The following is a 15,459-nucleotide window of genomic DNA, read 5'->3' on the forward strand; positions in this document are numbered from 1 at the left end:
CTGCTGGAACACTCTTCAGCGAACTCAACAGCCTTTATGAAACCGTCTCTTAGGGGTGACCTGGTTGAAGGGTGCAGCAAGCTTCCCGGCTAACTGCGATTGAGAGAGGAAAGCGAATTTTGGCGTGGCTAAGCCGGTTATACGCGAACGTCGTCATTGGATCGGCCGAAAGCTTGCCTGCTCGGATTGCGAGAAGATGAAATTCATTTTCAGCAGATTCAACTTCGGGACGAATTTCGCCATTATGACCCTACCCGTTGAATGAACAGGAAGCTATCGTGTCCCGCCTCGCTGTCCCCGATCGCGACGATGTCCCCGAAGGGTCGCGGAAAATTCTGGATGCAGTCCATGACTGGCTCGGGGTAGTGCCGAACGCATTCCGGCTTATGGGTAGCAACCCCGCTGTTCTTCGAGGCTACAGCGTCATGAATCAGGTACTCATGGATACGCTTGATACCAAGACGCTCGCGCGCATTGCACTTGCAGTCGCACAGCTTTATAGCTGCGATTACCTCGTCTCCGAGCAGCGTTATCTGGCACTGAATGTGGCACGCATGCCTCCTGAGGAAATCGAACTCAGCAGAATCGGGCAAGCGAGCAGTGCAAGGACCAAGGCAGTGCTCGCCTTTGCCTTGAAAGTTGCCGGCGAACGGGGACAAATTAGCGCAGACGATGTTGAAGCGATACGCAACGCAGGTCTCAGCCACGCTGAGATTCTGGCCGTTGTCGGTGCTGTGAGTCTGAACGTGATGACAAGCTTGCTCTGTCAGGTATCAAAAGTGGAGATTGATTTCCCTGTCCTTCGTTGCAGCGAATGGATCTGATACCGCAGGGACAGGGTGAATGTCCGTAAGAACGGTTAGAGATTGACGTTTCGTCGGCTATATCTTTCTGCGGATGGACGGAGGGTGGTGCCGCTGTATATCGACGCGGCGTTGTTCAACAGGCTATTCGCAGTCGGACGATCTGACGAAGGCGGTAATTGGCGTGAGGGACCGCGCCTCGGGGCATTAGTCGTGCCCTAACACACGCGAATTGCGACTGGCGATTACGAGCTTGGTCGCAGAGGTCGCGCCGGGTCCAGGCTCGAATCGGACATCCTGAAATGACAGCGGACGACCACCCTTTTCCCGCACTTCCAGGCGTTCCACCGGGCGCCCAGTTTTTTCGGACACCATTTGTATGGGTGGCTTGCCAGCTTTGGCTAACCATCGATCACCCCATTGCATCAGCGACACAACAACGGGATAGAGGTCTTCGCCCTTCTTCGTGAGCCGATATCCGTCCGTGTTGGCTCGCTCTTCCAGGGGATAGCGCTCGATGATGCCCAGGATGATCAGGCGTTCCAAACGAGTGGCCAGTATGTTTCGCGCGATGCCCAACTCGCGCTGAAACTCATCAAATCGTCGCGAACCTTGTGTGCACTCGCGCACAATAAGTAGCGACCACCATTCCCCGACCTGTTCGAGTGCCCGTGCAATCGAACAATTCATGCCCGTAAATTCCTTCCTGCGCATCGCAACACCTCAAGGTCCGGCCCGGTGCCAGTCCGGACCCATCTGAACGCTGGAGAAAGTCTAGCACCATACAGTTGCTTTTTGCAACTTATAGGGATACAGGCGAGCAGACGGAGAGCGCGAGCCGGACAACGGCTGCTGCGGGCGAAGAGCTAATCGCATAGCACGCTTTGCCGACGGCAAATCGTTGGTTCGCTGAAGATCCAGCTATTCGATTTCCGAGTAAGACTAAATCGGCTTTGATGGATTAATTTTCACGACGATTAGCTGCATGATGCGCTGCGGGTGATGGCGAATGTCTCCCGAGGGTCATTGGAGGCAAGAACATCACTGCATATTGCTGAGGCAATGCCAGAGGATCAGAGCGGCGCAGCAGTATGGCATTTGTCGGTGGCAAGCCAGGCCACGGAACAGGTGCATCTACACTTTACTGGAGTTGGGTTATGTGGATTGTTCGGGTCGCGCTCAAGAGACCCTACACGTTCATCGTTCTGGCTTTGCTGCTCGCCGTTGTTGGACCGCTTGCAGTGCTCAGAATGCCGACAGATATTTTTCCGAATATCAACATTCCCGTCGTCAGTGTCATATGGAACTACAATGGGCTCCCTCCGCAGGAGATGAGCGACCGAATCACGGGCGGGTTCGAGCGTCTGACGCTCGTGACGGTGAACAACATCGACCACATCGAGTCTCAATCGCTCAACGGCGTGGCCGTCATCAAGTATTACTTTCATCCGGGCACTAACGTCTCTATTGCCACCAGCCAGATGACGGCTGGCGCTCAATGGTGGCTGAAGCAGTTGCCGCCCGGCACGACGCCACCGCTGATCGTGAATTACAACGCGTCGAGCGTGCCGATCATCCAGCTTGCACTTTCCAGCAAGAGTATTCCCGAGCAAGGTCTGTACGATCTCGCCAACAACTTCGTTCGCACGCAGCTAGCCGGTGTTGCGGGGGCGTCGATTCCCTTTCCCTATGGTGGACGTCTGCGTCAGGTTCAGGTCGATCTCGACCAAAATCTTCTGCAGGCACGTGGGATCTCGGCGAATGATGTCGTGAATGCTCTCGGGGAACAAAACCTCATCATCCCGGCGGGAACGGAGAAGGTGGGGGACTTCGAATACAACGTCAGGCTCAATGGCAGTCCGGCGGAAGTTCAGGCGCTCAACGATCTGCCTGTCAAGGTCGTGAACGGAACGATCATCTACATGCACGATGTCGCCCACGTGCGCGATGGCTCGGCGCCGCAAACCAACATTGTGCGTGTCGATGGTCAGCATGCGACGCTTATGACGATCCAGAAGACGGGAACAGCGTCCACGCTGGATATTATTGATCAGATCAAGCAGCTATTGCCTCAGGTGCGCGACGCGTCGCCTCCGGCGCTGGATATTCATCCTATCGGCGATCAATCGGTCTTCGTCAGGTCGGCAATTGACGGGGTAGTGCGAGAAGGTCTCATCGCTGCGGCGTTGACGGCGCTGATGATCTTGCTCTTTCTGGGTAGCTGGCGCTCCACGCTCATCATCGCCATCTCGATTCCATTGTCTGTTCTCTGCTCGCTGGTCGGACTTTCGATGTTGGGCGAGACGATCAATATCATGACGTTGGGCGGTCTTGCGCTTGCCGTCGGTATTCTTGTCGACGATGCTACGGTCGCAATCGAAAACATCAACGCACATCTTGAACTAGGTGAAGAAGTAGAAGCCGCGATTCTTGCGGGTGCACAGGAAATCGCGGTCCCGGCGTTTGTCGCGACGCTTTGTATCTGCATCGTATTCGTGCCGATGTTTTTCCTGAATGGTGTGGCACGCTATCTGTTCGTTCCATTGGCAGAAGCGATCTGTTTTGCGATGCTGGCGTCCTATCTCATCTCGCGCACGCTGGTTCCGACGCTGGCCAAATATTGGCTGCGCATGCACAACCCGCACGATGATAAAAAAGAAACGCCACGCAATCCTCTCTCCAGGATACAGACCGCATTCCAGCGTGGCTTCGAAGCGCTGCGAAAGCGCTACAGCAATGTGCTCGCCGCCGCGATTGCCTATCGAAAGCGCTTCATCGTAATGTTTCTTGGGTGCATTGCTTTATCGTTCGCGCTGGTGCCTTGGCTCGGCAGCAACTTCTTCCCCGCGGTGGATAGTGGCCAAATCAAGCTGCATCTGCGGGGGCACGCCGGGTTGCGCGTCGAGGAGACTGCACGGCTGACCGACGAAGTTGAAGCCGCTGTGCGGCAGGTCATTCCCCAAAGCCAGATATCGAGTCTCGTCGACAACGTCGGTTTGCCAGTTAGCGGTATTAATCTTTCGTATAGCAATTCCGCGCCGGCCAGTGCGGCCGATGCGGACATTCTCATCACACTGAAACCGGACCACCGGCCGACTGCGGACTACGTCCGTAGCCTGCGCGCAATCCTGCCAGACGCGTTCCCGGGGGTTACGTTCTCTTTCCTGCCGGCGGACATTGTCACGCAGATCCTGAACTTTGGCGTGCCTGCACCCATCGATATCCAGATAAGTGGCTTCAACGTGGGCGCCAACAATGCTTTTGCCCAGAAACTTCTTGAGCAGGTACGGCATGTGACGGGTATTGCAGATGTACGCATCCAGCAGGACTTTGACTATCCCGAGTTCGATGTGAAGGTTGATCGTAGTCGCGGACAGGAAGTCGGTCTTTCACAACGTGAAGTCGCGAACGATCTGCTGTTCACGCTAACTGGCAGTTTCCAAACGAATCCGACTTTTTGGCTCGATCCGAAGAATGGGGTTTCGTATCCGATTGTGGTGCAAACGCCGCAGCCGCAGCTCGATTCGCTCGATGCCTTGCGCAACGTAACGCTTACAAGCGCCAACGGCGGCCGCATGCAGATCCTCGGCGCGGTTAGCAGCATTTCGCACAGCGTAGGTCCCGCTGTGGTTACGCACTACAACGTCAAACCGACCATCGACATCTACGCGGCAGCACAGGACCGTGACCTTGGCGCGATCAATGGCGATCTGACTCGTCTCGTCGATTCAGCGAAGAAAAGTTTGCCGCGCGGTTCGACCATCGCCATCCGTGGGCAGGTGCTGACCATGCAGACGTCGTTTATCGGATTGCTCGGTGGCCTCGCGTTCGCCGTTCTGCTGGTATATCTGCTTATTGTGATCAATTTCCAGTCATGGACAGACGCCTTCATCATTATCACGGCATTGCCTGCCGCGATGGCCGGGATCGTATGGATGCTTTTCCTTACGCGCACACCACTCAGCGTACCCGCGCTTACCGGCGCAATCATGAGCATCGGCGTTGCTACAGCAAACAGCATTCTGGTGGTCAGCTTTGCCAGAGAGCGCACGCAGGAACTCGGGGGAGATGCGATCAGGGCTGCGATGGACGCCGGTTTTTCCCGCTTCCGCCCTGTGTTGATGACTGCGCTCGCCATGATTATCGGTATGGTGCCCATGGCTCTCGGACTCGGTGATGGCGGCGAGCAGAATGCTCCGCTTGGCCGGGCGGTTATCGGTGGACTTTGCCTCGCCACGGTGGCCACCTTGCTCTTCGTGCCTGCGGTGTTCGGTCTGATTCATGGTCGCGCCGACAACATTCTCGAACCTCAACGCATGGCAGAGCCCGCATCGGATAAGGAGAATCGAACATGAATAGCGCTCGTCTGCCACACCGCAGGTGGATCACAGTGTGTGTCGCCGGACTCCTCTTGTGTACGGTTGGTTGGGGTGTTTGGTCGCGCGTCCACGCCGAGAACTCGCTAGTACAGCTAACAGAAAAGGAATCCGTGCCGACAGTGTCGGTAATCCTTGCTATGGCCGGTCCGGCAACCGCTGAGGTTGTATTACCTGGCACAGTGCAAGCCGAATATGACACGCCGATCTATGCTCGAACGAGCGGCTATATCAAGCACTGGTACGTCGATATCGGCACGAGAGTAAAGGCGGGGACTGTACTCGCGGAGATCGACGCTCCCGAAGTCGATCGACAGCTACAGCAGGCGAAGGCAGATTTGCTCACTGCACAGGCCAACAATCGACTGGCCCAATCGACGGCGAAGCGCGTTTACGCTTTGTTGCCCACGCAATCGGTTTCAGCCGAGCAGGACGATCAAGCGCAGAGTGACGCCGCTGCCAAGGCGGCAGCCGTGGCGTCAGCTCAAGCCAACGTGGCGCGTCTATCCGAACTGGTTGGATTCGAACGGGTCGTCGCACCTTACGACGGCGTTGTCACTGCACGCGAAACTGATGTGGGCAATCTGATTAACGCCGGGAGCGGCACCGGTCCAGAGTTGTTCCGGGTAGCGGATACGAGCAAGCTACGTATCTACGTTCAGGTTCCGCAAAGCTACGCAGCGCTGATCCGGCCAGGTGTCGCGACTATGCTCGCATTTCCTGAATATCCGGGGCGTATGTTTCCTGCTCGCTTCACGCGCTCGGCAGATGCGATAGAACCCATCTCCCGTACGCTTCTCGTAGAACTGGAGACCGATAACGCGAAGGGTGAACTATTGCCGGGCGGCTACACGGAGGTCCATTTCACGCTGCCGGTGGAGCAGCGCGGGGTAAATGTACCGGCCAATGCGTTGCTTTTTCGTTCCGAGGGCGTACGCATCGCAACTGTCAATGCTGATGGTGTGGTTGAGCTGCATCCGGTCACCTTAGGCCGCGACTTCGGCGCAACCATCGATGTTACCACTGGCATCTCACAAGGCGCCCGCGTTGTCCTTAATCCACCGGCATCGTTGGCCACAGGACAACGTGTTCGTTTGCAGCAGGCGCAAGGGCACGCGCAGGGGGCTCGCTCATGAGACGGCTACTTCGAGGTGGCGCATCGCTCCTGGTCTGTATTCTGAGCGCTTGCGACCTGGCACCGGCGTATGCGCCTCCTGTTGTGGCGGTGCCGAGCGGATTTAAGGAATCGGTTGACTGGACCACCGCAACACCCCAGGACGCCGTGGCGCGTGGCCCATGGTGGCAGATGTTCGGGGATCCGACCTTAGACCAGATCGAGGATCAGGTTGGGATTGCCAATCAGGATCTCGAGGTCGCGCTTGCGCGATACGATGAGGCGCGTGCCGACGCGAAGAGCGCGCAGGCTGACTATTACCCTTCTGTGGATGCCGGAGGCTCCGTATCGCGTGCGGGCCTGTCGCCGGAGGCGCCGAATTCGCTGCCAAATCGTACGTATTACAACTATAGCCTTGGGCTCGATTTCAGCTATGAAATTGATGTTTGGGGACGCGTACGTAACCAGGCCAAGGCAGGGGTAGCCCTGGAGCAGGCTAGTGCCGGCGATCTGGCGACTGTGTCTCTGAGTCTGCATGCAGAGCTTGCTACCGACTACTTTATCCTTCGCGGCGACGATGCCCAGCAGGAGGTTCTTGATCGCACCGTTGACAACTATCGGAAGGCACTCGAACTCACGAAGGCGCGCTTTACAGCCGGTTATGCTGCAAGGCCTGATGTGTCTGCGGCCGAGGCTCAGTATGAGAGTGCGAAGACAGAAGCCACGGAAATCCGCCTCAAGCGAACCAACCTCGAGCATGCTATCGCGGTCCTTACGGGACAACCGCCTGAGGGCTTTACGCTCCCACCTGGTGCTCTCCAAACGGTACCGCCAGATGTGGCACCTGTACTCCCGGCCACACTACTCGAACGACGCCCCGATATTGCCGCTGCGGAACGGCGTGTCGCCGCTGCCAATGCAGACATCGGGGTCGCCAAGGCCGCATACTTCCCAGCGTTCAACCTTAACGCGCTGTTTGGCGTACAGGCAGCGGTTCCGAGCCGGTTTTTCACTGCGCCCGCAGAGGCGTGGTCGCTTGGGCCTACGACCGTGCTCAATCTGCTCGATGGAGGAAAACGACGGGCACTTAACGACCGCGCGCTCGCAGCTCATGAGGAAGCAGCCGCACAGTATCGACAGACAGTCCTGATCGCCTATCGAGAGGTGGAAGACAGCCTTGCTTCGTTGCATCTGTTAGCCCGCGAAACGGCGACTCAACAGGCGGCGGTCGATGCGGCCAGGGAGTCGGCGGCGCAAGCAGAGCGGCTCTACACGGGCGGGCTGGAGAACTACTATAACGTTATCGTGGCACAGGACGTCGAACTTGGCGCTCGCCTGGCCGAGGTTGACATCCAGACGCGCCGAATGACAGCAGACGTCGCGCTTATAAAGGCACTGGGTGGCGGATGGGATAGCAAGACCGGACTCAATAACGATCCCCAGACCGCTATGACAATGTCTTCACCGGAGGCCCGGGCAATTCGGGCCGTTTCACCGGAGAGTCGTCCCGCGCCGTGAGGGCAGGCCAGTCTGGCTGCGCCTGAGCCTTCCGTCTGACGTCAGGCCTTTTTAAGGCCCCGCGGCGATTTACCTGCAGTTACAGATTAAGGAGATGGAAAGTGTTAGAACTTCGCCCGAACTGCGAGTGCTGCAACAAAGACTTACCCTTCGATTCTACCGAGGCGTTCATCTGCTCCTTCGAATGTACGTTCTGCCAGACGTGCACGGAACAAATCTTGAAGGACACCTGCCCAAACTGTGGTGGTGAACTGGTGTTTCGGCCACGTCGTCCTGCGAACAAACTGGCCAAATTTCCGACCTCGACAAAGCGGGTCTTCAATCCGGATTGTATGAAAAACGCTCAGTCAAGCACGTAAATCCGGTACCGAGAGATGGCGGACATTTTCTATAGTTCATCGCGCTCCGAACACTAAGCGTGAAATAGTCGTCCAGCGTATACCCACCTCATAGAATACGTTGAGAAAGCCTTTGACAATGTCGCACCTTGGCCGCCGAAGTGCTTTTTCAATACGGTTGCTTCTCCATAGCCAACACCGATTCCTGGGCCATCGCGTGCCGGAAAGGAGCCCGCAATGAAGCGAGCGTTGAATGAACTGGAGCTAACCGGGAGATCCAGGACTCACGTTGAACAGTTCGTTGAGCCGAGATTTGCTGCACAGCCGGCAGCCGGACAGGCTTTCCTTGCCATGCGCGAAGAAGCGCGACGTGCTGGCATTGAACTGTCACCAATCAGTAGTTTCCGGGATTTCCGTATGCAGTTGAGAATCTGGAACGGGAAATTCAGTGGCAAAAAACCGCTATACGACAGCGAAGGGAAACCAAGAGAATTTCACACGCTGTCACCAACGCAAATCGTCGACTGCATCCTGAACTGGTCAGCTCTCCCCGGCGGGAGCCGTCACCAATGGGGCACCGAGATAGATGTAGTTGATCTATCCGTCATGCCATCTGATTACCGTCCAAAATTGCTGCCTGAGGAAGTTACCCCAGGTGGAATTTTCTGGAATCTGCATTGCTGGCTTGATGAAAATATTAGCCGGTTTGGCTTCTTCAGGCCGTACAAGCACTTCCTGGGCGGGATGTACCCGGAGCCGTGGCATCTCAGTTATGCTCCGTTGTCCGTCCCCGCGCTGCAACAGATGAATGTTCCTCTCCTGGCAAGCGCCATCCGGAAGGCAGATATGCTTGGAAAGGATCTTGTTCTTGAGCGGCTTCCTCAAATATACGAGCAGCACATGCTCACTATCTCTGGGCCGGAGCAACGGTGATGTCATATCGCTTCGCCGATATTGGGCATGATCTTGCGAACCAGAGGCGAGAGTAGCCTGGCCGTGTCCATGTCAACTACGTCAAACCCGGAAAGCGGGTATTTGCCGGTGCGACGATGAACAAACCACATGTCTCGAACCTGGTTCTCGAAGACGACTCCGAGATGTCTGTACTTTGAGCTGGTACCGATGAGCCCAGGCTTGCCAGGCGTTGCAGGGCGAGGCCGGCCACACATATACGATGCCACGGTGCTAGTGGAAATATCTATGGCCGTCCAATGCCTCTTGGCGGTTGCGTGATCAGGACTTGATGGGCGTGAGCGAACCGTGGCCACCACCCGGAACCTGAATACTCGCGCACGTGCCGCCCTGGACGAACTTCCACGAGTTACCCTGAAAGTCGACCGTCGACGTACCCTGGCAGGTCGTGCCCGGACCGGCAGCGCAATCGTTTTGCCCCTTAAGCGCAACGCCGTAGCATTTTTCCTTGTGAGCGGAAACGGCGGCATTCATTTCTGCGTTGGTGAGCGGTGCAGCGTGAGCGACGGAAGCGAGCAGGCTTGCAACGGCACTTGCGAGCAGGGTTGAAGTAACAGTGGTCTTCGCGGACATGCAGTTTCTCCGATGGTTGAGATGGAAGGTATCCGCAGCGGATACATAAGCTAGTTCGGTAGATACTGGACGTCGGTTACAGTGGCCGGAAAATTTCGAACCTGGACGTCATTGTCGAGAAAAATGGCTGGCGTAGTTTCGTAATGAAACCAATTGTCAACATACAGGCGTGTTGATCGATATCTCCGCCGAATGAGGAATATATGTTCGAAAAGTGAGAAAGTTGCATGATGAAATCCGTGGTAAAAACTCCAATACCAGCAGGAAACGCAGCGACCCCTCCCGACGATTGCCGCGCACACCGGAAAACGCTGAGTGCGCGAGTTGCAGTGGATACGTGCGCCAGGAGAGCCAGGCAACATTGAATCTGGACGAACAGCGACTGCGCAACCCTGCGCTGACCTCTCTTAAATTGGAGTTGTAATGCCTGATCGCACATCCTTTCTGGATCCAACCGCACGCAAGGACGGAGGCAATCCTTCGAATCCGCCTCGTCGCGCACTCCTCGCCGGCGGCGTGCTAGCTGCCGGCCTTGCCGCCAGTCTTCCCGTCGGGGCCGGGACACAACTGAGCGGTCTATCGGCCGACGTTGAGCATAAGTGGATCCGCGCGGATGGCGTGGACGTTTTCTACCGCGAAGCCGGTCCAGCCGATGCCCCCGTGTTGTTGCTGCTTCATGGGTTCGCGAACTCCTCGTTCTATTTTCGGCATCTGATGCCAAAACTCGCCGGCCGCTTCAGGATGATTGCACCAGATCTCCCGTCGTTCGGCTTTACCGAGATTCCGGCGGAGCGTAAGTACGTCTATGATTTCGCGTCGCTGGCCCGGACGATGACGGCATTTGTAGACGCATTGAATTTGAAACGGTACATCATGTACGTCTTCGACTACGGTGCGCCGGTTGGCTGGGAATTGGCGCTGAACTATCCGGATCGCGTAGCAGGCATCGTCAGTCAAAACGGCAACGCATATGTAGAGGGGCTGGGTGAAAAGGCCTGGGCGCCGCTACGCGCTTATTGGGCAAATCCGAGTCCTGACAAGCGAGAGCCAATCCGTGCTCGCCTGAGCCTTGAAGGAGTGAAAGCTGCCTACTTTCAAGGTGTGCCGGATCCACGCGTGATCGAGCCGGAGTCCTATACGCTCGACGCGGCGATTCTGGCGCGCCCCGGCAACGCCGATCTGCAGATTGATCTGAAGCTTGATTACAAGCGCAACATCGAGCGATATCCGCTGTATCAGGCATTTTTCCGCGAACGGCAACCGAAGCTCCTTGCAGTTTGGGGCCGCAACGATCTGTTCTTTATCCCTCCGGGCGCTGAGGCCTTTCGGCGCGACATTCCGGGTGCGCGCGTCGTTTTTCTCGATACGGGCCATTTTGCACTGGAGACGAACGTGGATTCGATCGCTCAGGAGATTCAGCAGTTTTTCTAATGCCTTGGTCTCTGATCGTTTCGTGGGTTCGCGGTTACCACGCGGTGAGCCACGGCATTAGAGGAGCCGAATAATGCATAGCAGTCCTGCTAATCATTCGGCTTATCTTGACAGTGGATTTCTAAAACCCAAAGGCGTCAAGCTGGGCATTGGCGTTACCTGCCCATCCCGGAATTGGTGCAAATGTTTTCCCATGTAGGCCTTGACTTTGTGCTGATCGACATGGAGCACGGTCCAATTTCGATAGAAGCCGCTTATCGAATGGTGACTGCGACGATAGGGACATCAGTGGAGCCGTGGATCCGGGTGATACGCAACGATGCTGCACAAATCAAGCTGGCGCTTGATGCGGGTGCAAGGAGCATTGTCGTGCCGATGATCACTTGCAAGGAAGATGCGAAGCATGCGGTATCTTTTGCCAAGTACCCTTCGCAGGGTGTGCGCGGCTGGGGGCCATTCCGCGCGCAGTACCAATGGCAAACCAGCATGATCGACTATGCCAGACGAGCAAACGATGAAACAGATGTCATCGTGTTAATCGAGCATCCGGGTGCGGTTCGCGATCTTGATGAGATTCTGGATAACAGCTTCCTGGAGGCCCTCAATGGTTTGTTCCAGTGCGGGCATGATGCCGGGGCAGGAGGCCTTTACCAGCGCAGATAGCGCGGCGCGATAACCGCGCCGATGGCGATCATGATAATAATTGCAAGCACGTACCAGACGACCCAGAAAGGCACCGCCATCTCCGAGCAATACAGCGAGTAGACGAGCAACCCCTGCGCGCCGGCCAGGAGACCTGCGCCCGCGCCAGCAGACGCGAGACGAGTCGGCGCGAGTTGCTTCATCGCGTGCATGATGGCGGCGAGTGACGGAAGCGACAGCAACACGACGCTCGCCGTCGTCGTGCGCCACGTCGTGCGGAGCATTAGCTGGAGCCGATAGTCAGGCGGCGTTGCCAATAGAATGCTGCCTGCGGCAAACAGCATTGTGCCGATAGGCAACGCCACAGCGAACCAGGCGAGCCTGAGTGGTGCGCCGGGGCGGCCGAGCCGTTCCGTGAGCTTCATGGCCGCAACAACAATCGCAAGTGGGAACGCAAGACGTACCCAGAACATTGCCGTGAAAATCAGCTCGGGCATATCGCTGCGCAGGCCGTATAGCGCGACAAGCAGTGCAGCGTTCCCGGCCAGTCCACGCATCAGTGCGCGATTGAGCAGCCTCGGCACTGCATTATGTTCGACGGGTGACATCTCGCTCGCGAGCCGGGTAATCAGATCTCGCGTTTTCATGACCGATTCGAGCGGTCTCCGAGCAGGTAATCGATCGAAATCCGGCCCGGGCCCCATGCGGCGATGCCGAGCGCCATGGCGGCCCACGTGATGTGGATCGGCCAGCCGTCCGGCACGGTCAACTCGATGATGCACGTCATCAGCAGCAAACCGGCGGCGGCGAAACGCGTGCCGAATCCGAGCACGAGCAACACCGGGAAGCCGACTTCGCCGCATGCCGACAAGAACGCAAAAATGGCCGGTGCCGGGAATGGATAAGGGCCACCGGGCAGATGGAGCTTGAATTCGTCGGTGAAGAGATAAATAGCCGTGTCGTTGAGCTGCAGGAAGCCGTGCCATTTAAGGATGCCTGATTTCCAGAACGGCACGGCCAGCGCGAGGCGCAGTACGAGTTGTACAAACGACGGTTGCGCGAGTCGTTCGATGAAGCGCCGCGCGCACACGATCATGTTCGCGACGTTGGCCGGAAAGGACGGCCTGGAGTCTTGTCGGGTCTGCATGTCACTCTCCTGGTTGAACGGCAGTGAATACGCCGGCCGAAATCATCGCGGCCAGGTTGGCCGGCAGGTCGAAGGTGTCGGTCTCATCGAAGGCCACTTGCGCGGCGGCGCCGAGCGGCACGCCCTCAATGAGAGCGGTGAGAAACGCAGCGCCGCCCGCGGGCAGACGCGAGACGATCACGTCGGCGTCAGGCCGCGTGACGAGCGCGTCCTCTGCATCGCTCGAATGCAACGCAGTGACGGGACCGTCCTTCCGGTTCATTGCGAAGATCGCAACGGCCGGGTAGCGCGAGCGGACGATTCGCGCGGCCGGATGCGGGACGAGGCGCGCCTGGGCAAGCGATCCTGGATCGATGCTCGCGAATGCTTCTGTCGTGAGCGGCGTGGCATCCGCAGCGTGATACGCATCGAGCCACGCGCGCTCGATGCGTGCCGTGTCCGCAAGCCACGGCATCTCGCGCGCGTACTCATAGGTCTCGATGAACGACGGAAAATCGCGTCCATATTCGAACAGGAGTGGCGAAGCCGGCGGCGTAGCACGCACGTGAAAACGAGCCATCGCGCGAAAGAACTCGACGCCCGTGATGCGCTGCACGGCGGGATAAATGACGGCCAGTGCATCGATGAGGCTGACGGTGACGTTGTTGCGATAGACGTTGTAGCGCCTGACGACACCGTTGCCATGCGCCGCCACGACATCTTCGGGTGTGGCGATCTCGGGATTTATGAGTCCCGGCGCGAAGGTTGCGGCGAAGCCGGATGAACGTTGTTCAGCCTTCATGGCTAACGAGCTCCGGGTTGGATACATCGGATGCCGATACGATTCGCCGGGCCATGAGCGCCTGAGCACGCAGTTCAGACCACGCAGGCAACTGGCTGTCCCATTCGATCAGTGTCGGGATCGGTCCCGTGCGCGCGATAACGTCGTGGTAGAGCGCCCATACCGGATCGGAAATGGCCCGATCGTGGCTGTCGATGAGCAGAGGCGCATGTTCGTCGTCGTGTTGTTCGCTATGACCTGCCAGGTGAATTTCGCCAACGCGTTCGAGCGGGAAATCCGCGAGATAGGCGCGCGCCGAATAACCGTGATTAGTCGCCGAAACGAAAACGTTATTGACGTCGAGCAGCAGCCCGCAGCCCGTGCGCTGGGCCACTGAGCGGATGAATTCCGTCTCGCTCATCGTCGACGAAGCGAAGGCCGCATACGTCGATGGATTTTCGAGCAGTATCGGACGTCGAATGGCATCCTGTACCTGATCGATGTGCTCGCAGACCTTGTCGAGCGTTGCCTTCGTGTAGGGCAGCGGCAGCAGGTCGTTGAAGAACGTGCCGTCGTGCGAGGACCATGCGAGATGTTCCGAAACCAGCGCGGGTTCGTAGCGCGCAATCAGCTCGCCAAAGCGCGCGAGGTGGTCGGTGTCGAGTCCGTCTGGTCCACCGATCGACATGCACACGCCGTGCAGCGAGATTGGATACTGCTCGCGCAGCGTGCTCAATGTGCGGTGCGGCGGCCCGCCGGCGCCCATATAGTTTTCGGCGTGCACCTCAAAGAAGCCGTCCTGCAGACCGTCTTCGAGTATTGCCGCGAGATGTTCGGACTTGAAGCTTGTGCCGGCGAGCCCGGCCGCGTGGGTCGCCGAGCGACGAAGACGGCCGGACGCTTCGGTCGCCACTGATCGGATGGAAGCGTTCATGGCCGTCCCGTCTCTCTATCGTCGTTGTGGCAATCAGGACTTGATCGGCGTAAGCGAACCGTGGCCGCCGCCCGGCACCACGATGCTCGAGCACGTGCCGCCCTGAACGAACTTCCACGAGTTGCCCTGGAAGTCGACAGTCGAGGTGCCTTGACAGGTAGTGCCCGGACCGGCGGCGCAGTCGTTTTGCCCCTTCAACGCGACGCCGAAGCACTTTTCCTTGTGGGCAGAGACGGCAGCGCCCATCTCTTCCTTGGTGAGCGGCGCAGCATGGGCGACTGAAGCGAGCAGGCTTGCAACGGCGCCTGCGAGCAGGGCGGAACTGACAGTAGTCTTTGCGGACATGAACGTTCTCCAGTAGTTGAAATGGAAGTATCCCTGGCGGATACACGAGCTAATTCGCGATGTACCAGACACCGGTTACATCGATTGAGAATTTTTTTGCATGAACTTTCGACGAGCGGGCGTGTATGAAGGCAGCCCCGTCGGTAAAGGCTGCTGCAAAATCTTTCGCGAAAAGAAGCGGCGAACTGTAACCAGAACGCGTAGCCGAACGAATTGTCGTCGGGAGCAACGACGATCGATATCCGAGCATGGCCTCGAGGTAATTCTGACTTCGGGGCAAGAGGGGTGAATGCGTCGATCGGCGTGCTGCGGCGCAGTTTGGGCCGTTGCGACTGATCCAGGTGAACGGGCCATGGCGTTTGAGTTTCCAGAGCCAGGGAATCGATATTAAACAGAACCACTCGGCACCCGAGCGTCTATACATGACGTGTACCCGGAGCGGTTTCAGCTTGACTTAGAAACGGTTTCAAAAAGAGTTCGTAGGGGCTGTTAACCCGTAACGCAAC

Annotated in this window: 15 protein-coding genes; 8 read left to right on the forward strand and 7 right to left on the reverse strand. The window is 57.6% G+C overall.

Annotated features, from left to right (window positions below):
- Positions 1 to 278 precede the first annotated feature (278 nt).
- On the forward strand, positions 279 to 824 hold the full coding sequence (locus V8683_RS30555; protein ID WP_411190772.1) for a carboxymuconolactone decarboxylase family protein: 546 nt from the start codon (positions 279 to 281) through the stop codon (positions 822 to 824).
- Between the two features lie 186 nt (positions 825 to 1,010).
- Here the strand turns inward: V8683_RS30555 and V8683_RS30560 are convergent, their stop codons facing one another.
- Positions 1,011 to 1,493 carry a winged helix-turn-helix transcriptional regulator gene (locus tag V8683_RS30560; RefSeq protein WP_411190773.1) on the reverse strand — a complete coding sequence of 161 codons (483 nt, stop codon included), beginning with the start codon at positions 1,491 to 1,493 and terminating at the stop codon, positions 1,011 to 1,013.
- 467 nt (positions 1,494 to 1,960) lie between these two features.
- Between V8683_RS30560 and V8683_RS30565 the strand changes: the two genes are divergently transcribed.
- From V8683_RS30565 to V8683_RS30585, 5 genes are all read left to right on the forward strand, one after another.
- Complete coding sequence (locus V8683_RS30565) at positions 1,961 to 5,158, forward strand: efflux RND transporter permease subunit (protein ID WP_411190774.1); 3,198 nt, start codon at positions 1,961 to 1,963, stop codon at positions 5,156 to 5,158.
- Entirely contained in the window at positions 5,155 to 6,315 is a 1,161-nt protein-coding gene (locus V8683_RS30570) for an efflux RND transporter periplasmic adaptor subunit (RefSeq protein WP_411190775.1), read from the forward strand. Before V8683_RS30565 ends, V8683_RS30570 begins: the two co-directional genes overlap by 4 nt.
- Entirely contained in the window at positions 6,312 to 7,811 is a 1,500-nt protein-coding gene (locus V8683_RS30575; RefSeq protein WP_411190776.1) for an efflux transporter outer membrane subunit, read from the forward strand. The genes V8683_RS30570 and V8683_RS30575 overlap by 4 nt, the downstream gene beginning before the upstream one ends.
- A gap of 101 nt (positions 7,812 to 7,912) precedes the next feature.
- Entirely contained in the window at positions 7,913 to 8,170 is a 258-nt protein-coding gene (locus V8683_RS30580; RefSeq protein ID WP_411190777.1) for a DUF1272 domain-containing protein, read from the forward strand.
- A gap of 216 nt (positions 8,171 to 8,386) precedes the next feature.
- Positions 8,387 to 9,082 carry a M15 family metallopeptidase gene (locus V8683_RS30585; RefSeq protein WP_411190778.1) on the forward strand — a complete coding sequence of 232 codons (696 nt, stop codon included), beginning with the start codon at positions 8,387 to 8,389 and terminating at the stop codon, positions 9,080 to 9,082.
- 300 nt (positions 9,083 to 9,382) lie between these two features.
- On the opposite strand, the gene V8683_RS30590 is transcribed toward V8683_RS30585, so the two are convergent.
- Positions 9,383 to 9,694 (reverse strand): BufA1 family periplasmic bufferin-type metallophore, encoded by a 312-nt coding sequence (locus V8683_RS30590; protein WP_411190779.1) that lies wholly within the window; start codon positions 9,692 to 9,694, stop codon positions 9,383 to 9,385.
- 423 nt (positions 9,695 to 10,117) lie between these two features.
- Between V8683_RS30590 and V8683_RS30595 the strand changes: the two genes are divergently transcribed.
- Complete coding sequence (locus tag V8683_RS30595) at positions 10,118 to 11,125, forward strand: alpha/beta fold hydrolase (RefSeq protein WP_411190780.1); 1,008 nt, start codon at positions 10,118 to 10,120, stop codon at positions 11,123 to 11,125.
- Between the two features lie 165 nt (positions 11,126 to 11,290).
- Positions 11,291 to 11,788: an HpcH/HpaI aldolase family protein gene (locus tag V8683_RS30600; RefSeq protein ID WP_411192481.1), complete on the forward strand. Its 498-nt coding sequence runs from the start codon at positions 11,291 to 11,293 to the stop codon at positions 11,786 to 11,788.
- Here the strand turns inward: V8683_RS30600 and V8683_RS30605 are convergent.
- Genes V8683_RS30605 through V8683_RS30625 form a run of 5 tightly spaced genes read right to left on the reverse strand, consistent with a single transcriptional unit; the run spans position 11,773 to position 14,953 of the window.
- Positions 11,773 to 12,414, reverse strand: a complete 642-nt coding sequence (locus tag V8683_RS30605) for a DUF1109 domain-containing protein (protein WP_411190782.1) — start codon at positions 12,412 to 12,414, stop codon at positions 11,773 to 11,775. The genes V8683_RS30600 and V8683_RS30605 overlap by 16 nt on opposite strands.
- Complete coding sequence (locus V8683_RS30610; RefSeq protein WP_411192482.1) at positions 12,411 to 12,863, reverse strand: DoxX family protein; 453 nt, start codon at positions 12,861 to 12,863, stop codon at positions 12,411 to 12,413. Before V8683_RS30610 ends, V8683_RS30605 begins: the two co-directional genes overlap by 4 nt.
- A 52-nt stretch (positions 12,864 to 12,915) precedes the next feature.
- Complete coding sequence (locus V8683_RS30615) at positions 12,916 to 13,695, reverse strand: HvfC/BufC family peptide modification chaperone (protein ID WP_411190783.1); 780 nt, start codon at positions 13,693 to 13,695, stop codon at positions 12,916 to 12,918.
- Positions 13,685 to 14,608, reverse strand: a complete 924-nt coding sequence (gene bufB / locus V8683_RS30620; RefSeq protein WP_411190784.1) for an MNIO family bufferin maturase — start codon at positions 14,606 to 14,608, stop codon at positions 13,685 to 13,687. The genes V8683_RS30615 and bufB overlap by 11 nt, the downstream gene beginning before the upstream one ends.
- Positions 14,609 to 14,641: 33 nt before the next feature.
- Positions 14,642 to 14,953 (reverse strand): BufA1 family periplasmic bufferin-type metallophore, encoded by a 312-nt coding sequence (locus tag V8683_RS30625; protein WP_411190785.1) that lies wholly within the window; start codon positions 14,951 to 14,953, stop codon positions 14,642 to 14,644.
- Positions 14,954 to 15,459: the final 506 nt, after the last annotated feature.

It is taken from the genome of Paraburkholderia sp. AV2 (assembly GCF_054968425.1).